Source organism: Methylobacterium sp. AC690, from assembly GCF_979256535.1.
Window position 1 is genome coordinate 132,152 of sequence record NZ_CEEDOX010000016.1, and the last position, 17,811, is coordinate 149,962.

The 17,811-nt window shown below is 67.7% G+C and carries 18 protein-coding genes and 3 pseudogenes; 12 read left to right on the forward strand and 9 right to left on the reverse strand.

Annotation, left to right across the window (positions count from 1 at the left end):
* Positions 1-55: 55 nt before the first annotated feature.
* Positions 56-790, reverse strand: coding sequence for a GntR family transcriptional regulator (locus AC0IY1_RS19120; RefSeq protein ID WP_471771597.1), 735 nt, complete (start codon positions 788-790; stop codon positions 56-58).
* A 183-nt stretch (positions 791-973) separates the two neighbouring features.
* Between AC0IY1_RS19120 and AC0IY1_RS19125 the strand changes: the two genes are divergently transcribed.
* From AC0IY1_RS19125 to AC0IY1_RS19145, 5 genes are all read left to right on the forward strand, one after another.
* The gene (locus tag AC0IY1_RS19125) at positions 974-1,795 is read left to right on the forward strand and encodes a fumarylacetoacetate hydrolase family protein (RefSeq protein WP_471771599.1); all 822 of its coding nucleotides are present in this window, start codon (positions 974-976) and stop codon (positions 1,793-1,795) included.
* Positions 1,796-1,886: 91 nt separating this feature from the next.
* Entirely contained in the window at positions 1,887-2,210 is a 324-nt protein-coding gene (locus AC0IY1_RS19130; RefSeq protein WP_103711528.1) for a hypothetical protein, read from the forward strand.
* 110 nt (positions 2,211-2,320) lie between these two features.
* Positions 2,321-4,039 carry an NAD(P)H-dependent oxidoreductase subunit E gene (locus tag AC0IY1_RS19135; protein WP_471771601.1) on the forward strand — a complete coding sequence of 573 codons (1,719 nt, stop codon included), beginning with the start codon at positions 2,321-2,323 and terminating at the stop codon, positions 4,037-4,039.
* Positions 4,040-4,127: 88 nt separating this feature from the next.
* Positions 4,128-7,094: a formate dehydrogenase subunit alpha gene (gene fdhF, locus AC0IY1_RS19140; RefSeq protein ID WP_471771603.1), complete on the forward strand. Its 2,967-nt coding sequence runs from the start codon at positions 4,128-4,130 to the stop codon at positions 7,092-7,094.
* A gap of 169 nt (positions 7,095-7,263) precedes the next feature.
* Complete coding sequence (locus AC0IY1_RS19145; protein ID WP_103711530.1) at positions 7,264-7,476, forward strand: hypothetical protein; 213 nt, start codon at positions 7,264-7,266, stop codon at positions 7,474-7,476.
* Positions 7,477-7,492: 16 nt separating this feature from the next.
* Here the strand turns inward: AC0IY1_RS19145 and AC0IY1_RS19150 are convergent, their stop codons facing one another.
* The 4 genes and pseudogenes from AC0IY1_RS19150 to AC0IY1_RS19165 all read right to left on the reverse strand — a co-directional run bounded on the left by AC0IY1_RS19150 (position 7,493) and on the right by AC0IY1_RS19165 (position 10,533).
* Positions 7,493-8,287, reverse strand: coding sequence for an amino acid ABC transporter ATP-binding protein (locus AC0IY1_RS19150; protein WP_103711531.1), 795 nt, complete (start codon positions 8,285-8,287; stop codon positions 7,493-7,495).
* Positions 8,284-8,940, reverse strand: a pseudogene (locus tag AC0IY1_RS19155) (amino acid ABC transporter permease). Before AC0IY1_RS19155 ends, AC0IY1_RS19150 begins: the two are co-directional and overlap by 4 nt.
* A gap of 9 nt (positions 8,941-8,949) precedes the next feature.
* Positions 8,950-9,612 (reverse strand): annotated as a pseudogene (locus AC0IY1_RS19160) (amino acid ABC transporter permease).
* Between the two features lie 126 nt (positions 9,613-9,738).
* Positions 9,739-10,533, reverse strand: a complete 795-nt coding sequence (locus tag AC0IY1_RS19165) for a transporter substrate-binding domain-containing protein (protein WP_471771605.1) — start codon at positions 10,531-10,533, stop codon at positions 9,739-9,741.
* Positions 10,534-10,734: 201 nt separating this feature from the next.
* Between AC0IY1_RS19165 and AC0IY1_RS19170 the strand changes: the two genes are divergently transcribed.
* The 3 genes from AC0IY1_RS19170 (at position 10,735) to AC0IY1_RS19180 (ending at position 11,733) form a co-directional block, all read left to right on the forward strand.
* On the forward strand, positions 10,735-11,010 hold the full coding sequence (locus tag AC0IY1_RS19170) for a hypothetical protein (RefSeq protein ID WP_055957053.1): 276 nt from the start codon (positions 10,735-10,737) through the stop codon (positions 11,008-11,010).
* 105 nt (positions 11,011-11,115) lie between these two features.
* Positions 11,116-11,298, forward strand: a complete 183-nt coding sequence (locus AC0IY1_RS19175) for a DUF3606 domain-containing protein (protein WP_055957170.1) — start codon at positions 11,116-11,118, stop codon at positions 11,296-11,298.
* A gap of 168 nt (positions 11,299-11,466) precedes the next feature.
* Positions 11,467-11,733: a DUF6894 family protein gene (locus AC0IY1_RS19180; RefSeq protein ID WP_471771607.1), complete on the forward strand. Its 267-nt coding sequence runs from the start codon at positions 11,467-11,469 to the stop codon at positions 11,731-11,733.
* A 425-nt stretch (positions 11,734-12,158) separates the two neighbouring features.
* Here the strand turns inward: AC0IY1_RS19180 and AC0IY1_RS19185 are convergent, their stop codons facing one another.
* Positions 12,159-12,320: a hypothetical protein gene (locus AC0IY1_RS19185; protein WP_156375823.1), complete on the reverse strand. Its 162-nt coding sequence runs from the start codon at positions 12,318-12,320 to the stop codon at positions 12,159-12,161.
* 362 nt (positions 12,321-12,682) lie between these two features.
* Here AC0IY1_RS19185 and AC0IY1_RS19190 point away from each other — a divergent pair, with 362 nt between their 5' ends.
* From AC0IY1_RS19190 to AC0IY1_RS19200, 3 genes are all read left to right on the forward strand, one after another.
* Positions 12,683-12,916 carry a hypothetical protein gene (locus AC0IY1_RS19190; RefSeq protein ID WP_471771609.1) on the forward strand — a complete coding sequence of 78 codons (234 nt, stop codon included), beginning with the start codon at positions 12,683-12,685 and terminating at the stop codon, positions 12,914-12,916.
* A complete protein-coding gene (locus AC0IY1_RS19195) occupies positions 12,917-13,501 on the forward strand; it encodes an FkbM family methyltransferase (RefSeq protein WP_471771621.1) in 585 nt (194 codons plus the stop codon).
* Between the two features lie 194 nt (positions 13,502-13,695).
* A complete protein-coding gene (locus tag AC0IY1_RS19200) occupies positions 13,696-13,947 on the forward strand; it encodes a hypothetical protein (protein ID WP_471771611.1) in 252 nt (83 codons plus the stop codon).
* On the opposite strand, the gene AC0IY1_RS19205 is transcribed toward AC0IY1_RS19200, so the two are convergent.
* Complete coding sequence (locus AC0IY1_RS19205) at positions 13,880-14,149, reverse strand: hypothetical protein (RefSeq protein WP_471771613.1); 270 nt, start codon at positions 14,147-14,149, stop codon at positions 13,880-13,882. The two genes, AC0IY1_RS19200 and AC0IY1_RS19205, sit on opposite strands and share 68 nt — an antisense overlap.
* Before the next feature lie 443 nt (positions 14,150-14,592).
* On the opposite strand from AC0IY1_RS19205, the gene AC0IY1_RS19210 reads away from it, so the two are divergent.
* Positions 14,593-15,180 carry a DUF2721 domain-containing protein gene (locus AC0IY1_RS19210; RefSeq protein WP_471771615.1) on the forward strand — a complete coding sequence of 196 codons (588 nt, stop codon included), beginning with the start codon at positions 14,593-14,595 and terminating at the stop codon, positions 15,178-15,180.
* Between the two features lie 610 nt (positions 15,181-15,790).
* On the opposite strand, the gene AC0IY1_RS19215 is transcribed toward AC0IY1_RS19210, so the two are convergent.
* Together AC0IY1_RS19215 and AC0IY1_RS19220 are read right to left on the reverse strand one after the other, a co-directional pair.
* Entirely contained in the window at positions 15,791-16,444 is a 654-nt protein-coding gene (locus tag AC0IY1_RS19215; RefSeq protein WP_471771617.1) for a hypothetical protein, read from the reverse strand.
* A gap of 1,079 nt (positions 16,445-17,523) precedes the next feature.
* A pseudogene (locus AC0IY1_RS19220) lies at positions 17,524-17,736 on the reverse strand (hypothetical protein); the annotation flags it as partial.
* Positions 17,737-17,811 lie beyond the last annotated feature (75 nt).

The following is a 17,811-nucleotide window of genomic DNA, read 5'->3' on the forward strand; positions in this document are numbered from 1 at the left end:
CGTTTCCTCATGCGCTCCGCTCTTCGAGGCGGGTTGCCGGGACGATGGTCGGGCGTCAGCGGATCTCGACGCGGTAGCGGAAGCGCTCGGCGGCGCCGTGGGAGCGGCGCCACTCGATCGGGTGCCGGTCGTAGCCCCGGGCGATGCGCTCGATCACCATGACGGGGGCGCCGGCCGGGAGGCCGAGGCGGGCGGCGAGTGCGGGCGAGGCGCCGGAGGCGGTCAGGGTCTCGTCGGCCATGGCCACGACCTCGCCGCACAGGCGCTCGTAGAGCGGGTAGAGCAGGTCGCCGAAAGCGTCCGGGGCGAGGTCTTCCAGGGGCGCGAACCGGTCCGGCGCCAGCCAGATCTCCTCGGCCAGCAGCGGCGTCGCCCCGTCGAGGCGCAGGCGCTCCAGGCGGAGGGCCGGCGCGCCGGGGGGCAGGCCGAGGGCTTCCGCCGCCTCGGTCGGGCACGGCGCCCGGCTGCGCGAGAGGATGCGGGCCTGGGGTACCGCCTGGCCCCCATCGCCATCCGTGAGGCGGAAGAAGCGGAACAGGGAGCGGTCGAGGGAGGGGCGGCGCACGAAGGTGCCGCGGCCCTGGACTCGGTCGAGGATGCCCTCGGCCACGAGGAGGTCGATGGCCTTGCGCACGGTCCCGACGGCGATGCCGGCCTCCCGCGACAGTTCCGCCTCCGTCGGGATCGCGTCGCCGGCCCGCCAGGACCCGTCGACGATGCGGGCCACGATGACGTCGCGCAGCTGTTGGTAGCGCGCCAACCGCGGATCGGCGTCAGCCAGAAGTGACATGCAGTCCTCTATTCATCTATATGAATTATGAAGCATGCATCCCCTTAGTGTGTCAACCACCCTGCAGGATTGCGCCGGGTGCCGTCCGCGCGGATCGATCCCCGTCGAGGGACGCGCGGGGCCGCGGCGCGTTGAAAGGGACGCGCGACAGCGCGATCACGGTTCACCACGAGGCATCGGCTCATGACCACGAACAGACGCAACGCCCTGAGGGTCGCGGCAGCGGCCGCTGCCGGAAGCGCTCTCCTGTCCGGCCGGGCGCCGGCCGAGGAAGCCGAGCCGGCCTCGGGCGGCGCCACGCCCCGGCCGCTGTTCGCCCTGCCCCAGGTGACGATCCCCATCGTCGGCAGCGCCGAGGTGTTCCCGGTGCGGCGGATCTACTGCATCGGGCGCAACTACGCCGCACATGCCCGCGAGATGGGGTCGGACCCGACGCGCGAGCCGCCGTTCTTCTTCCAGAAGCCCACGGACGCGATCCAGGTCGTGCCCGTCGGTCGGGTCGCCGACCATCCCTACCCGTCCCTGACCCGGAACTACCACCACGAGCTCGAACTGGTCGCCGCCCTCAGGTCGGGAGGCCGCAACATTCCGAAGGAGGTCGCCCTCGACCATGTCCACGCCTACGCGATCGGCCTCGACATGACCCGGCGCGACTTGCAACGCGGCATGGGCGACCAGAAGAAGCCCTGGGAGATCGGCAAGAGCTTCGACCACGCCGCGCCGATCGGCCCCCTGCATCCGGTCTCGGCCATCGGTCATCCGGAGCGCGGCGCGATCCGGCTCAGCGTCAACGGCAAGGTCCGCCAGGACGCCGACCTGTCGCAGATGATCTGGTCGGTGGCCGAGCAGATCGCCAACCTGTCCGAGGCCTTCGAGCTGAAGGCCGGCGACCTGATCTACTCGGGCACGCCGGAGAATGTCGGGCCGGTGGTGCCGGGCGACGTGCTCCTCGGACAGATCGCCGGCCTGCCGGACCTGTCGATCCGCATCACCGACCGGGCCTGACGGCCTGTCGTTGCCGCGATGACGACGCGGCGCGGCTGAATGGCCGCGCCGCGCGTTGATGCTCCGACACTCGCGACTTGGAGCCGCAGCGATGACAGAATCCCACACCTCTTCCACAGCCGATTGGGCCGAGATCGTCGCCCGGGGCTACGCCGACGAGGCGGCCCCGCCGCTGACGCCCGAGCTGCTGGACACGGTGCGGAACGCGTTGCGCGGGGCCGGCCTCGACCGTCCGCAGGCGGAATCCCTCGATGCGGCCGCCGTGGCGCGGGTGAACGAGGCCCTGGACGCGTTCGAGCTCGAGATCAACGCCGTGGTCGGCCCCCGCCTTGCTGCACTGCCGGCCGGCGCTCCGCCGTCCTTCGTTCAACGCTCGGAAGCCGGACGGCCGCTGCGTGCGTTCGGCGGCCAGTGACGCGCGACCAATTTCACTTCCGAATTTTTCTCATCTGCTGCTATGGGGAGGCCTATAAGAACACTGCGCAGAATCTGGTATTTTGAATACCAAAGGGGTAGGATGAACGCATGAGCGCGCATGACATTGGCGAGGTTCGCCGCTTCGAGCACCCTGGCAAGGGACGCAACCGGGCCCGGCCCGTTCCCAAGGGACGGCAGGTCGAGCCCGTGGCCAAGGTCGAGATCGAGCGCCTGCTGGGCGATCGGCCGCGGCAGCGCGACCTGCTGATCGAGCACCTGCACCTCGTCCAGGACACCTACGGGCAGATCAGCGCCGCTCACCTGGCGGCTCTGGCCGACGAGATGGGCCTGGCCTTCGCCGAGGTGTTCGAGACGGCGACGTTCTACGCGCATTTCGACGTGCTGAAGGATGGCGATGCCGACCTGCCGGCCCTCACCGTGCGGGTCTGCGACAGCCTCACCTGCGCGATGTTCGGCGCCGAGCCGCTGCTGGAAGCCCTGCGCGAGACCCTCGGCAGCGGGGTGCGCGTGGTGCGCGCGCCCTGCGTCGGCCTCTGTGACCATGCCCCGGCGGTCGAGGTCGGCCACAACTTCCTGCACAAGGCCGACGTCGCCAGCGTTACGGCGGCGGTCCAGGCCGGCGACACCCACGCCCACCTGCCGGCCTATCCGGACTACGACGCCTACCGGGCGAACGGCGGCTACGCCGTCCTCGACCGGCTGCGCGCGGGCGAGCTCAGCATCGACGCCATCCTGCAGGTCCTCGACGACGGCGGCCTGCGCGGCCTCGGCGGCGCCGGCTTCCCCACCGGGCGCAAGTGGCGCTCGGTGCGCGGCGAGCCCGGTCCCCGCCTCATGGCGGTGAACGGTGACGAGGGCGAGCCGGGCACCTTCAAGGACCAGCTCTACCTCAACAAAGATCCGCACCGCTTCCTCGAGGGCATGCTGATCGGCGCCCACGTGGTGGAGGCGGCCGACGTCTACATCTACCTGCGCGACGAGTACCCGATCTCCCGCGAGATCCTGGCCCGCGAGATCGCCCGGCTTCCGGCCGGCGGCCCGCGCATCCATCTGCGCCGGGGCGCGGGCGCCTATATCTGCGGCGAGGAATCCTCGCTGATCGAGTCCCTGGAGGGCAAGCGCGGGCTGCCGCGGCACAAGCCGCCCTTCCCGTTCCAGGTCGGCCTGTTCAACCGCCCGACGCTCATCAACAACGTCGAGACCCTCTACTGGGTCAGGGACTTGGTCGAGAAGGGCGCGGAGTGGTGGAAGGGCCACGGCCGCAACGGCCGGGTCGGCCTGCGCTCCTACTCGGTCTCGGGCCGCGTGAAGGAGCCGGGCGTCAAGCTCGCCCCCGCCGGCCTCACCATCCGCGAGCTGATCGAGGAATATTGCGGCGGGATCAGTGACGGGCACAGCTTCGCGGCCTACCTGCCCGGCGGCGCCTCGGGCGGCATCCTGCCGGCCAGCATGGACGACATCCCCCTCGATTTCGGCACCCTCGAGAAGTACGGCTGCTTCATCGGCTCGGCCGCCGTCATCGTGCTGTCGGACCAGGACGACGTGCGCGGCGCGGCCCTGAACCTGATGCGGTTCTTCGAGGACGAGTCCTGCGGACAGTGCACCCCCTGCCGCTCCGGCACGCAGAAGGCGCGCGTGATGATGGAGAACGACGTGTGGGACACCGATCTCCTCGGCGAACTCTCGCAGTGCATGCGCGACGCCTCGATCTGCGGCCTGGGCCAGGCGGCGTCGAACCCGCTCACCACCGTGATCAAGTACTTCCCGGACCTGTTCCCGTCGCCGCAGCGGATCGCGGCCGAATAGCGATCCGTCCCCGACCCGACGGCGCGGCTGCCCCCCTCGCGGCAGCGGCCCGACCCCGATTTTCCTGCGCCATGACTGGAGCGGAACCATGAGCAGCGGCACACAGAACAGTGGTCTCAGCGGAGCCCACGCCACCACCCCGACCGGCCCCCAGGATGCGGGCGGCAAGGCGGACGGCGCCAACCCGGGCGCCGGGAGCACCTATTCCGAGGGCACCCAGTCGGGCGGCCAGGCGGGTCCGGCCCCGAGCGGCACCTTCGGCCTCAAGGAGATGCCGGCCGGTATTCCGGGCGTGATCTTCGAGTTCGACGGGCAGCAGGTCGAGGCGGCCCCGGGCGAGACGATCTGGGCCGTCGCCCAGCGCCTCGGCACGCACATCCCCCACCTCTGCCACAAGCCCGCCCCGGGCTACCGGCCGGACGGCAATTGCCGCGCCTGCATGGTCGAGATCGAGGGCGAGCGCGTGCTCGCCGCCTCGTGCAAGCGGGTGCCGGGCGTCGGCATGAAGGTGAAGTCCGCCTCCGAGCGGGCGACCAAGGCCCGCGCCATGGTCATGGAGCTCCTCGTCGCCGACCAGCCGGCCCGGGAGATCTCGCACGATCCGACCTCGCATTTCTGGGCGCAGGCCGACCATGTCGAGGTCACCGAGAGCCGCTTCCCGGCCGCCCAGCGCTGGGAGGGCGACTGGAGCCACCCGGCCATGCGGGTGAACCTCGACGCCTGCATCCAGTGCAACCTCTGCGTCCGCGCCTGCCGCGAGGTCCAGGTCAACGACGTCATCGGCATGGCCTACCGCTCGGCCAGCGCCAAGCCGGTGTTCGACTTCGACGACCCGATGGGCCAGTCGACCTGCGTCGCCTGCGGCGAGTGCGTCCAGGCCTGCCCGACCGGCGCGCTGATGCCCGCGGCCTACCTCGACGACAGCCAGACCCGCACCGTCTATCCCGACCGCGAGGTGGATTCGCTCTGCCCCTATTGCGGCGTCGGCTGCCAGGTCTCCTACAAGGTCAAGGACAACAAGATCGTCTACGCCGAGGGGCGTGACGGACCGGCCAACCAGAACCGCCTCTGCGTGAAGGGCCGCTTCGGCTTCGACTACGTCCACCACCCCCACCGGCTGACCAAGCCCCTGATCCGCCTCGACAACGTGGCCAAGGACGCCAACGACCAGGTCGATCCGGCCAACCCCTGGACCCACTTCCGCGAGGCGACCTGGGACGAGGCGCTGGAGCGCGCCGCCGGCGGCCTCAAGCACATCCGCGACACGGTCGGCCGCAAGGCGCTGGCGGGCTTCGGCTCGGCCAAGGGCTCGAACGAGGAGGCCTACCTCTTCCAGAAGCTGGTGCGCCTCGGCTTCGGCTCGAACAACGTCGACCACTGCACCCGGCTCTGCCACGCCTCCTCGGTGGCGGCCCTGATGGAGGGCCTGAATTCCGGCGCCGTCTCGGCTCCGTTCTCGGCGGCCCTCGATGCCGAGGTCATCGTCATCATCGGCGCCAACCCGACGGTGAACCACCCCGTGGCCGCGACCTTCATCAAGAACGCGGTCAAGGAGCGCGGCGCCAAGCTGATCATCATGGATCCGCGCCGGCAGGTCCTGTCCCGGCACGCCTACAAGCACCTCGCCTTCAAGCCGGGCTCCGACGTGGCGATGCTCAACGCGATGCTCAACGTCATCGTGACGGAGAAGCTCTACGACGAGCAGTACATCGCCGGGTACACCGAGAACTTCGAGGCCCTGAAGGAGCGCATCGTCGAGTTCACGCCGGAGAAGATGGCCCCGGTCTGCGGCATCGACGCGGAGACCCTGCGCGAAGTCGCGCGCCTCTACGCCCGCTCCCGGGCCTCGATCATCTTCTGGGGCATGGGCGTCAGCCAGCACGTCCACGGCACCGACAACTCGCGCTGCCTGATCGCGCTCGCCCTCACCACGGGCCAGATCGGCCGCCCCGGAACCGGCCTGCACCCGCTGCGCGGCCAGAACAACGTCCAGGGTGCCTCCGATGCCGGCCTGATCCCGATGGTCTATCCGGACTACCAGTCGGTGGAGAACGAGACCGTCCGCGACCTGTTCGAGACGTTCTGGGGCCAGTCCCTCGATCCGAAGAACGGCCTGACCGTGGTCGAGATCATGCGCGCCATCCACGCGGGCGAGATCAAGGGCATGTTCGTCGAGGGCGAGAACCCCGCGATGTCGGACCCCGACCTCAACCACGCCCGTCACGCCCTGGCGATGCTCGACCACCTCGTGGTGCAGGACCTGTTCCTGACCGAGACCGCCTTCCACGCCGACGTGGTGCTGCCGGCCTCCGCCTTCGCCGAGAAGGCGGGCAGCTTCACCAACACCGACCGGCGCGTGCAGATCGCCAAGCCCGTCGTGCCGCCGCCGGGCGACGCCCGCCAGGATTGGTGGATCCTGCAGGAGCTCGCCCGCCGCCTCGACCTCGACTGGACCTATACGGGCCCGGCCGACATCTTCGCCGAGATGGCGCAGGTGATGCCCTCCCTGAAGAACATCACCTGGGAGCGGCTGGAGCGCGAGGGTGCCGTGACCTACCCGGTCGACGGTCCCGACCAGCCCGGCAACGAGATCATCTTCTACGCCGGCTTCCCGACGGCGAGCGGGCGGGCCAAGATCGTTCCGGCCCACATCGTGCCGCCGGACGAGGTGCCCGACACCGAGTTCCCGATGGTGCTCTCCACCGGCCGCGTGCTGGAGCATTGGCACACCGGTTCGATGACCCGGCGCTCGGGCGTCCTCGACGCCCTGGAGCCGGAGGCGGTGGCCTTCATGGCGCCGCGGGAGCTCTACCGCCTCGGCCTGGAGCCCGGCGACACCATGCGCCTGGAGACCCGCCGCGGCGCGGTGGAGCTCAAGGTCCGGTCCGACCGCGACGTGCCGGTGGGCATGATCTTCATGCCGTTCTGCTACGCCGAGGCCGCCGCCAACCTCCTGACGAACCCGGCCCTCGATCCCATGGGCAAGATCCCGGAGTTCAAGTTCTGCGCCGCCCGGGTCGAGGCGGTCCGGCCCCGGCAGATCGCTGCCGAATAAGGCGGGCTCCACCGCACCACGCGACGGCCGGGGGCCGGAGGCGGCGCTCCCCGGCGTCGCCTCCGGCCCCTCTTTTTGGAGGGTCGGGTCGGCATCCGCCTGGGGACGGTCCTGAACCGATGCCGAGGTTGGCCGTTGGTCCTCGTCCAGCGCGATCCGAGGAGCCTCGATGTCCCCCAGCCCTGATTCCCATGCCGGAGAGTCGGTGGCCGTCACCTTCCGGGGCCGCGGCTTCGCCCGCCTGCGCGGCAAGACGCTGTCCGTGCTGGTCTGCCCCCGCTGCTCGCAGCGCAACGCGCCGAAGGTCGCCGACAAGGGCTACTGCCACTGGTGCGCCTACGAGCCCTCGCGCGAGGATATCGAGCCGGCCCAGGCGGCCTGAGCCGGGCCCCGCGCCCTCAGTCCTGCAGCGAGGACAGGAACTGGCGCAGCTCCGGGCTGCGCGGTGCGCCGAAGATCTCGGCCGGCGGCCCGATCTCGTGGACGAGCCCCTGGTGCATGAAGATCACCCGGTCGGCGACCTTGCGGGCAAAGCTCATCTCGTGGGTGACCATCAGCAGGGTCATGCCCTCCTCGGCGAGGGATTCCACGACGCGCAGGACCTCGCCGACCAGCTCCGGGTCGAGGGCGCTGGTGATCTCGTCGCAGAGCAGGATCGCCGGGTCCATGGCCAGCGCCCGGGCGATCGCCACCCGCTGCTGCTGACCGCCGGAGAGCTTGTCCGGCATCGCGTCGAACTTCTCGGCGAGGCCGACCCGGGCGAGGAGCTGGCGGGCGCGGGCCGCATTCTCCGGCCCCGGCCGCCGCTTCACGAGGTGCGGGGCCAGCATCACGTTGCGCCCGACCGAGAGGTGCGGGAACAGGTTGAAGTTCTGGAAGATCATGCCGACGCCCTGGCGCAGCTCCCGCATGGCCTTCGGGTTGTCGTGCAGGAGATGGCGGCCGTCGACGATCAGCGAGCCGTGCTGGAACACCTCCAGGCCGTTGATGCAGCGCAGGAGCGTGCTCTTGCCCGAGCCGCTCTTGCCGATGATCGCCACCACCTCGCCCCGCGCCACGTCGAGGTCGATGCCGCGCAGCACCTCGTGCGTGCCGTAGGACTTGCGCAGGGCCGTGATGCGCAGGATCGGCGCGCCGACCTGGGTGTGGGGCTGGCCCGCACCGGCCGGCGTCGCGTTCGGGGCGGCGCTCATGCGGGGGTCCTCATCGCGAGTTTCCTTTCGAGGAGGCGGGCGGAGAGGCTGATGGGAAAGCACAGCACGAAGTACAGCAGCGCGACGCAGCCATAGGTCAGCATCGGCTCGTAGGTGACGTTGGCGATCATCCCGCCCGCCTTGGTCAGCTCGACGAAGCCGATCACGGAGGCGAGCGCCGTGCCCTTCACCACCTGCACCAGGAAGCCGACCGTGGGCGCCACCGCGATCCGCAGGGCCTGGGGCAGGATGATGTGGCGGAACTGCTGGCCGAAGCTGAGGGCGAGGCTCGCCGAGGCCTCCCACTGCCCGCGCGGGATCGCCGCCACGCAGCCGCGCCAGATCTCCGTGAGGTAGGCCGAAGCGTAGAGCGTGAGGGCAACGCAGGCGGCGAGCTAGGCGGAGGTGTCGAACCCGACCGCGGCGAGGCCGAAATAGAGCAGGAACAGCTGCATCAGCAGCGGCGTCCCCTGGAACAGCTGGACGTAGGCGCCGACGGCGCGTCCGAGCCAGAGCCCGCCGGCGAGCCGGGCGAGCAGCAGGCCAAGCCCGGCCACCGCGCCGCCGAGGAACGCCGCGAGGGAGAGGGCCACGGTCCAGCGCGCCGCGAGGGCGAGGTTGCGCAGGATGTCCCAGAGGGTGAAGTCCGGCATGGCGATGTCCTAGCGGCCGAACAGGAAGCGCGGGCCGGCCCAGTTGAGCAGGGTCCGGACCAGGATCGCGAGGCCGAGATAGGCGAGCGTGCCGACGATGTAGGTCTCGAAGGCGCGGAAGTTGCGGCTCTGGATCAGGTTGGTGGCGTAGCTCAGCTCCTCGGTGGAGATCTGGCCGCAGACGGCCGAGCCGAGCATGACGATGACGATCTGGCTGACGAGGGCCGGCCAGACCCTGCGCAGGGCCGGCGGCAGCACCACCCGGGTGAAGATCTGGGCCCGGGTGAGCGCGAGGCTCTCGGCCGCCTCGATCTGCCCGCGCGGCGTCGCCTCGATGCCCGCCCGCAGGATCTCGGTGGCGTAGGCCCCGAGATTGATCGTCATGGCCAGGATCGAGGCCGTCGCCGGCGACAGGCGGATGCCGATCTCCGGCAGGCCGAAGAAGATGAAGAACAGCTGCACGATGAAGGGCGTGTTGCGGATCAGCTCGACATAGGTCCCCACGAGCCAGCGCAGGGGCGCCGGCCCACCGGAGCGCGCCCAGGCTCAGGCGATCGCCAGGGCGGCGCCCAGGAGCGTCGCCACGGCGGTGAGGCCCACGGTCCAGGCCGCGCCCCGCAGGAGCAGCGGCCACTGGACCAGGATACTCGTGAAATCGAGCTGCAGCGGCATGGTGGTGGGGGGCGCCTTGGTGGCGGAGGGAGTCTTGGCGGCAGAGGGAGCCTTGGTGGCGGAGCGACCCGGCAGGCAGCGTTCGCCGAGCGGCCCGCGCCAGGGCGGACCGCTCGGCGCGGCGGATCAGAGCGGCAGGTCGCCGGTCCCGCGCTTCAGCCATTTCTGCGACAGGGCCTCGAGGGTCCCGTCCGCCTTGGCGGCCAGCACGATCGCGTTGATTTTCGCCAGGAGAGCGTCCTCGCCCTTGGCGATTCCCACGAAGCAGGGGCTGTCGCGCAGGAGGAGCTTGTACTCGACGCCCAGATTCGGGTTCTTGCGGCTGAGCACGCCGATGTTCGAGACGCTGGTGGCGATCACCTGGGTCTGGCCCGCCGCGAAGGCCGCGGTGGTCGCGGCCTGATCCTCGAAGCGCTGGATCTGGGCCGAGGCCGGCGCGACCTTGCCCAGCATCTCGTCCTCCATGGCGCCGCGGGTCACCGCCACGGACTTGCCGGCGAGGTCGTCGAAGCTCTTGATGCTGGTCGATTTCAGGGCGAACACGCCCTGGTAGAACGGCGCGTAGGCGGCGCTGAAGTCGATGATCTTCATGCGCTCCTCGTTCTTGCCGAGGGTCGAGACGATGAGGTCGATCTTCTTCGTCTGCAGGTAGGGGATCCGGTTGGCGCTCACCACCGGCACCAGCTCGACCTTGGCGCCGAGCTTCGTCCCGATCAGGTTGGCCATGTCGACGTCGAGGCCCATGGGCTGCAGGTCGAGGCCGACGAAGCCATACGGCGGGTAATCGGTGGGAATGCCGATCTTCACCACCTTGGTCCGGGTGATCTCGGCCAGCGCGTCCTGCGCTTGCGCGCCCGCGGCGGACAGCAGGGCGGCTCCGAGCCCGAGGGCGACGAGGAAGCGGCGTTTGGTGAGCGGCATCGGCGAATCGACTTTCCGGAAACGTGTGCCCCTGCCTGTGCAATTTTTGTGCAGCACGCCAGACGGATGCCGGCCTGTCCACAGCGATGGGACCTCGGCGCTCCCGTCGGCCGGCTCTCGTCCCCGCCTCATCCCGAACTTTGGACGGCAGCGTGGCGTTGACGAAAGCGTGAGTCACGCCAAACAATCGGGAGAAATGCCATGAAGATCCTCGCCCTCGCCCTCGCCGGTACCCTCGCCCTCGGATCGGTCGCCCTGGCGGCCGAGGGTGGCTCGGGCACCACCAAGTCCGGGACCATGAACACCACCGGCCCGAACGATGCCGGCGCCGGCTCCTCCCCGGGCGCGGCCGGCAGCGGCCCCTCGACGGGCGACAAGAGCCGGTCCGGCACCTCCAACAGCACCGGCGCCAACGATGCCGGATCGGGCGCCTCGCCGGGCGCCGCCGGCAAGGGCACGAGCGCGCCCACCCGCTGAGGCGCGACGCGGCGCGCGCCATCGTGCGCCGCAGACTCGCCCGGGCCGGTCCCCCACCCCATATCGGTTCCGCGCGGCCCGGCGGCCGCGCGGACGGGAATGCTCATGGCTGGTCTCAAGGACAAACGCGGCTTCATCGACAAGGATCGCCTCGACCTCTCGGAGCGCAAGGCGGTGGAGTTCTGGATGAAGCGCTGGGGCGTCACCCAGGACCAACTCGCCGCCGCCCACCGTAAGGTCGGCCGGATGACGAAGGACATCGCGGCTGAACTGGGCAAGAAGCGCTAGCCCGGACGTGAAGCGCTAGCCCGGACGTGACGCGCGAGCCCGGACGTGAAGCGCTCGCGATCGGTCCGCGCCCCCCTGCCCTGCGCCGACGCGCGTCCCCATGTTGAGTCCGGGTGTTCCGCGCGGGTCACGCGCGCGGCTCGCTGCCCCCGACGGGAGCCGGTTTCGATGCCACGCTACTTCTTCCATACGCATATCGGGGACGATGTGGTGGTGGACCCGGACGGCCGGGACCTGGCGAGCCCGGACGCCGCCTGGACGGCGGCCCAGATCCTGGCCCAGCAGCTTCTCCAGGGCGCGGACAGCGATCCGCAGCTCCTGCGCGCGGTGCTGTTCGTGGAGGACGAGACCGGCGAGATCGTGCTGGAGTTCCCCCTGAGCGAGGCCCTCGGGATCGAACCCGTCCCCGACCCGACGGACGCCACGCGGCACTGAGCCCGGCGGATGGCCCATTCGGGCGGGGGCCAGCACCTGGAGCGACAAGTCTTGTCAGGACCAGGCTCTCGCCGCCCCCGACCTCCGCGGATGGACGGTGTCCGATCCGAGTCCTGACAGAGTCTTGATCACGCCGATGTGTTGGATTGACGCTGCGCCGTGCCGACAATCCACCATCAAAAGTTTGTTAGGGTTGTCATAAAAGCACAGCCTGCAGGTTCAGAGGTTTGATCGCGCAATACACGTTGCGCATTTCTCCCGCTCATTGCAGCATACTGCACAGCCGCGCCGGCCGTGCGCGGAGAGGAAGCGCAAGACGCCATGTTCGCCTACGTCACGATCCATCTTGCGTGCTTTGCGCTGGTCCTGGAACTGGCCGCACGCGCACCGCTCTGGCCCGACGAGGCGCCGGTGAGCGCCCGCGGCTAAGCGCCGACCAGCCAGAGCGCGCCCCAGCCCAACAGCCCGACCCATCCCAACTCCATCACGGCGAGCGACCCCAGGACGATGGGGGTCAGGTAGTCGCGCTTGGGCTTGCCCTCTGCGGTCGTGATGTCGACCGCCGTGGCCAGGGCTTGTTCCGCCATGAGCATGTCCGATGTGAGTGGTGGATGTGTCCGTAACGCCGTCGCGCCGGAACCGTTTCAAAGTTTATTCAAAATTGCGAGGACACACCTCGCACAGCAACAATTGCGGCAGAACTGCGGCAGGACTAGGCTTGCGCCTGCGAATGCAGTCCCGGAGCGATTTAATCGACCCGCTCAACTGCACGTCGCGAGCGGCTGCGGTCGAGACTGAGGGGCATTGATCACGGCCGCCGCCCGGCGCGCGCGACGCCCGCGGACGCGCGCTGCGCCGCGAAAAGGGCCGTGACGTTGCCGGACCGGGCCCATAAGGTCGCCGGGCGCGCTGCGCCCGCCCTTCTGCGATCTGTTCGGAGATCCCACGAATGAGCCTCTTGGATCGTGCCGTCCGAGGCGTGAATCGCCTGATCTCACAGAATTTCGGCCCGCTCTCGACGGCTCTGTACCACATGGCGAATGCCTATACAAAGAGCTACAACAATCTGAACTACGACATGAAGAGCAACGGCGAGTACAGGCTCCTGGACAAGCTCGCCCGGCTCGAGACGAAGACCATCTTCGATGTCGGCGCGAACAAGGGCGAATACGCCAAGGCCTGACTGTCCCGATTCAAGGACGCGGAGCTTCACGCCTTCGAACTCGTCCCCGAGACCTACGCCCGGTTCGTCGCCAACGTGCGCTCCGACCGGGTAGTGGCGAACGATTTCGGCCTGTCCGACCAGCCCGGCACCGTGGAGATCCACGTCAACCCGCGCAAGGACGGCCTGAGCTCGCTGATCGAAGGCACCGCCATCAACAAGGGCAGCTGGACCCAGCAGAGCGTCAGGGTCATCCGCGGCGACGATTACTGCGCGGACCGATCCATCGCCCGGATCGACTTCCTCAAGCTCGACGTCGAGGGCGCCGAGCACCTCGTCCTGGAGGGTTTCTCCCGCATGCTGGCCGAGGGGCGGATCTCGGTGATCCAGTTCGAGTACGGCATGATCAACATCTACGCGAAGTTCCTGCTCCTCGACTTCTGGCGCGTCCTGACCGGCCACGGCTTCGTACTCGGGCCGGTCATGCCCCGGGGCGTCGCCTTCAAGAGCTACAACCCGCGCGACGAGACCTTCCAGGGGCCGCCGAATTTCGTGGCGGTGCATGCGTCGAAGCCGGAGATCATCCAGGCGGTCCGGCTGCGCTGAGGCCGGGCGCGGCGCCCCCTCCTGCCCGAGCCGGCACCGAGCCCGCCGGGCCGCGGCACCCTTACCCACCGCACCCGCTTGCCCCGGGAGCCCAGGACGCTACCCTGTGGCAGGACACGCGCGATCGCAGGCGCGCCGGCCGCGCCCGACCCCCCTCGAGCGCGCGACGGGATGCAGGCAGAAAGGGACCCTGGATGAGAGATGAGGTTCGCTACCCGCAGGTCATTCCCATGGTGCAGGCCGTGCTCGACACCCTCCAGGCGGGCATCGCCACCGAGGAAGCGGCCGCGTCGGAGCTGGCTGCGCTGGCCGACACGATGCGCGACGCCCAGCCCGCGACGGCGACCGCCATCCTGACGACGAGCCGCAACCATGCCATCAAGGCGCTGGCGCTGCGCGGCCGGCGGGCAGCACTTCGGGCAGAGTACGGTCTGGACTCGGAGTGAGGGCGACGCCCGCCACCGGAGCCACGGCCGCGATCTCCGGCAGGCCCCGGGCGTAGAGCTTCGCCACGGCGGACCAGAAACGCGCGACATCCTCGCCGTTGCGGAGGCGCAGGCGCAGATCGATGGCCTCCCGCGCCGCCTTCGCCATCGCATCCCAATCGTCCGCATCCGGATCGTCGGCGACTTCGAGCAACAACGACATCGCGGCATCCTCATGCGGTGACGCAGAACGGGGAACGTCCGCGATGCAGGAACCGATCCATCGCGGGGGCGCGGTGGGCGGACGGCGCCGGGGGCCCGCCCGGCGGCGCTGACCGCGGATCGCGACGTCGGATCCGCCTGAGGCCTCCGAGCCTGCGACCTTGCCCGGCAGATGACGGCCCCGACCGCCGGACCGCCGGGCTTCGCCACGCCCATGCCCCCGGCCGATCTGACGCCCGCCCTCTTCGGTTCGCGATCACAGGATGGCCCGCCCCATCGCGAGCCCGCGCGCCTCAGGGGCGCATCCGGTACCGTTCGGGAAGGCCCGCGCTCCGACCTCGGTCGTCCGCGCCGCAGCGGACGTTCCGTCTCAGCCGGTCAGCGGGCCCGGACGGGGAACACGGTCGTGCGCGACAGGTTTGATGGAGGGTGTGTCAGAGACAAATGACAGACCCCAAGAACATTACCCCAAGAAAATTACCCCAAGAAAGTTGGATCTCGATGAACCTTGACCTTGCCAAGGTGCTGACGACGGTTGGACCAGCCGCCTCGATTATTTTCGCGGCCTGGATCTTTGTAGCGTTCCTACAGACCCGCTACGATGCTGCCATCGATCGCTATCGCGACTTGATCGAAAAGTTCAGATCCCCAGACCTTTCCGACAGCAGAAAGGCGAACATGCGGGATGAGATCCTCAACTACAAGCGCCGCTGCGAGTTGATGAACCGGGCGATCGGCTGCGGGCTCATCTCGGCCATGCTGCTGATCTCGACGATGATCTTCGGTGGATTTTCGCTCGTGTTCCAGGACAGCGAAGCCTTGAAGCTCGTCAGCATGGGCACGGCGACGCTCGGGCTCATCCTCGTCATCGTCGGGGCCGCCATGGTCATCATGGAAGGTCGGATCATCCGCCGGCAGATCCACACGGAACTTCTGGACATCCCGGAGCTGGCGCATGGCATCGACCAGGGTGCCGGCGACATCAACGATCCGCTCCGACGCGGGCAGGACCGGGTCCCGACGCGGTCCTGAGGCGATCCTCCGGCGCCTGGAGGCTTCGAGTTGGGGGGCTGGAGCAGGAGTCGAAGCGGGCAGCGCCGGGGTCGCGCAGGCGCGGATGCTCTGACCTCCCCCCTTCCTACGGTCAAACTCGCCGAGGCCCGCCCGCCAGAGCACTGAAGTTGGTCACGCGATCGACCTTGTATTCGCGCGGAATGATTGGACACATTTGGCGGTGATCCTCCGCTCGCGAAAGTGCCGCCCTTTCGCACTGCTTCGAGGATATGGATGCCGACGGATCCGGCAGGGCCACCCGAGCCTGAGCGTCCAACCGCTTCACGCAGCCGGTGCGACGGCAGCACGGCGCGGAGCTGCCTGGATGAACGCCAATTGATCGGGAGATCGCGACCGGGACGCGAACCGCTGATCAAATCTCGCGGGTGCGTCAGGTTCCGAACGATCCTGTACCAATCGACACAGGACAGGGGAAACTGCAGAACACATCTCAATTTCAGAAGTCGGAAATCAAGTGGTGGCCAGGAAAGCTGTCGAATAATTCAACTATTTGAACGGCGATCGGTTTAGGTGCGGGATAAACGGTGCCTTTGATCGAAAAGGACTTATTCCTGAAGCTCCCGCACCATTACTCCTCCATTGCGGCCAACAAGCCGTCCGAAAGGCTCCTCCGTTCCATCCACACATGGTTGTTTGCATGGTCATCAAATGGGCACCACATCATCGAACCTCGGGCTGATACACCTGAGGGCATAATGTGGGATTTTAGTCGATCTGATTTAGAGTAGGCATAAGGCCGGTCGTCGAGTGTAGGATCACTAGGCATAAACAGCAGAGGCTCTTTAATGACCCTATCTTTGGCAATTTCCAACTTCTCAATTGTCATCCTCAAACTTTCCAGACCCCTGAATATATTTTCAAATCCAGCGCTTCTTGGCGCAATTTCGCGCTGCCTCAGGGTTCTACAAAACTCATAAGCGCTACTTACCCAAGTTTCAGACATCATTGACTGCGCATCAAATCCAAACAATTCGACATCTTCATTGCCACCGCCTTGCCTATCCGCAAATTCATCCTCCATCGAGCGAAGTAGGGTGTCGAATTTTCCGACCTTTTGAATTTGCACGGACAGCAGAGATTGCGGTAGTCCGCCACCAATTCTGAGTGAAGCGGCCACCCAACGCGTCTGATTTTCTCTATTCTGAGATATAGCCTCAGCAAACGCGAGAGATATTAGTTTTGATACGCTCATGGATAAACGCCAGATTATATCATCGCTCACTTAACGCAGGCACGTTACCAGTCAGATCTTCAATTATTTCACAGCCACTGACAACCGCCTCGTAAACGGCAGGTCGAGGGTTCAAGTCCTTTAACAAGCACCACTTTTGCTGGCCCCGAGTTGAAACTTAAGTTTTTGGTCTAAACTCGGGCTCAGAAAGTGGCATCAGAGCCCACCGCGGATCGGTCCGATGATGGATTAGACGGACTGATCCCGCTGGTGCTCTCGGATCGGCATGGCAGATGAAGTCATGCTGTAGCGATGACCATCAGATGGGCTCGTACATGGCCCGGCCGAGCCGACGCGCGACGCGACTACGCGGCAACGAATAACGGTACCTCGGTCGGCCGGATCGACTGCGTCGAGACCGCTTCAGGGTCGGCTTGGTTCTGGGCCGCGAACGGAATCCTTGGCAGCGCCGGCGACGGTCGGATGTGCCCTCGGCGGTCATGAAGCGACGCAGCAGGCGGCAGCAGGTCGTGTGAACGCCGCAGGGGCGCGGCTCGTTGAACCTCAGAAACCCGCCTCGACCGAACCGCCTGGGGACAGGCGACTGCGCCCCGCACCGCGGACGAGTCGAGGGCCCCACCGTCCCAAACTGCGGCGGCACCTTCAGCGCGCGTGGTCAGGAATTGGGTGCGACGAACCCGCTCCGAGCATCCGGCGTCCGCGGCCGCGGACGGCTTCAGCGGCGCCGGGCCGCATCACGCGGCCGGTGCGACGGCAGCACGGCGCGGAGCTGTCTGGATGAACGTCGAGTGATCGGGAGAGTGCGACCGGGACGCGAACCGCTGATCAAATCGCGCGGGTGCGGCGGGCTTGAACGATCCTGTGCCGGTCGAAACAGGACAGGGAAAACTGCGGAAAACGTCTCGATTTCAAAGCTTGGAAATCAAGTGGTGCCCAGGAAAGGACTCGCAAATCCCTCCACTAAGTCATTGATTTTTCAGGATCCTATCAGGCTGCCGGCATTACTTTGTGTACCAATCTTGTGACCCGGAGTCCACTCTGTGAACTGGTATTGCGTATTCTTACTGCGCGTGCGTCAAGAGATCGAAATTCATTCCAAATCATGGGGTCTAAAGCCGCTGCCGGACATGCTGGGTCAAGGCATCATATCTAGCAGCGGCGACGTAGTTTCGGCATTCCTGCGGGCGGAAGGCCTTAAGGGCTTCTCGGATGGCGGCCCAGAGGTCGGGCACGGTACGCGCGGCGGCCGTTCCCAGGAGCGCTTTCAGCTTTGCGAAGGCTTGCTCAATCGGCTTGAAGTCCGGGCTGTAGGCCGGGAGGTGTCAATCGGCGTGCAAAAGGGACCCAGGATCGGCGCCCAATAGGGACCCACCCGTCGCCTTCGAGCATGCGCTACG

Excerpts from the sequence above, each read along its gene's own strand:
- AC0IY1_RS19120 (WP_471771597.1), bottom strand. The coding sequence starts at position 790 with ATGTCACTTCTGGCTGACGCCGATCCGCGGTTGGCGCGCTACCAACAG.
- AC0IY1_RS19190 (WP_471771609.1), top strand. The coding sequence starts at position 12,683 with ATGAGCCTCTTGGATCGTGCCGTCCGAGGCGTGAATCGCCTGATCTCA.
- AC0IY1_RS19130 (WP_103711528.1), top strand. The coding sequence starts at position 1,887 with ATGACAGAATCCCACACCTCTTCCACAGCCGATTGGGCCGAGATCGTC.
- fdhF (WP_471771603.1), top strand. The coding sequence starts at position 4,128 with ATGAGCAGCGGCACACAGAACAGTGGTCTCAGCGGAGCCCACGCCACC.
- AC0IY1_RS19180 (WP_471771607.1), top strand. The coding sequence starts at position 11,467 with ATGCCACGCTACTTCTTCCATACGCATATCGGGGACGATGTGGTGGTG.
- AC0IY1_RS19185 (WP_156375823.1), bottom strand. The coding sequence starts at position 12,320 with ATGGCGGAACAAGCCCTGGCCACGGCGGTCGACATCACGACCGCAGAG.
- AC0IY1_RS19175 (WP_055957170.1), top strand. The coding sequence starts at position 11,116 with ATGGCTGGTCTCAAGGACAAACGCGGCTTCATCGACAAGGATCGCCTC.
- AC0IY1_RS19205 (WP_471771613.1), bottom strand. The coding sequence starts at position 14,149 with ATGTCGTTGTTGCTCGAAGTCGCCGACGATCCGGATGCGGACGATTGG.
- AC0IY1_RS19145 (WP_103711530.1), top strand. The coding sequence starts at position 7,264 with ATGTCCCCCAGCCCTGATTCCCATGCCGGAGAGTCGGTGGCCGTCACC.
- AC0IY1_RS19125 (WP_471771599.1), top strand. The coding sequence starts at position 974 with ATGACCACGAACAGACGCAACGCCCTGAGGGTCGCGGCAGCGGCCGCT.
- AC0IY1_RS19165 (WP_471771605.1), bottom strand. The coding sequence starts at position 10,533 with ATGCCGCTCACCAAACGCCGCTTCCTCGTCGCCCTCGGGCTCGGAGCC.
- AC0IY1_RS19170 (WP_055957053.1), top strand. The coding sequence starts at position 10,735 with ATGAAGATCCTCGCCCTCGCCCTCGCCGGTACCCTCGCCCTCGGATCG.
- AC0IY1_RS19210 (WP_471771615.1), top strand. The coding sequence starts at position 14,593 with ATGACAGACCCCAAGAACATTACCCCAAGAAAATTACCCCAAGAAAGT.
- AC0IY1_RS19150 (WP_103711531.1), bottom strand. The coding sequence starts at position 8,287 with ATGAGCGCCGCCCCGAACGCGACGCCGGCCGGTGCGGGCCAGCCCCAC.
- AC0IY1_RS19135 (WP_471771601.1), top strand. The coding sequence starts at position 2,321 with ATGAGCGCGCATGACATTGGCGAGGTTCGCCGCTTCGAGCACCCTGGC.
- AC0IY1_RS19200 (WP_471771611.1), top strand. The coding sequence starts at position 13,696 with ATGAGAGATGAGGTTCGCTACCCGCAGGTCATTCCCATGGTGCAGGCC.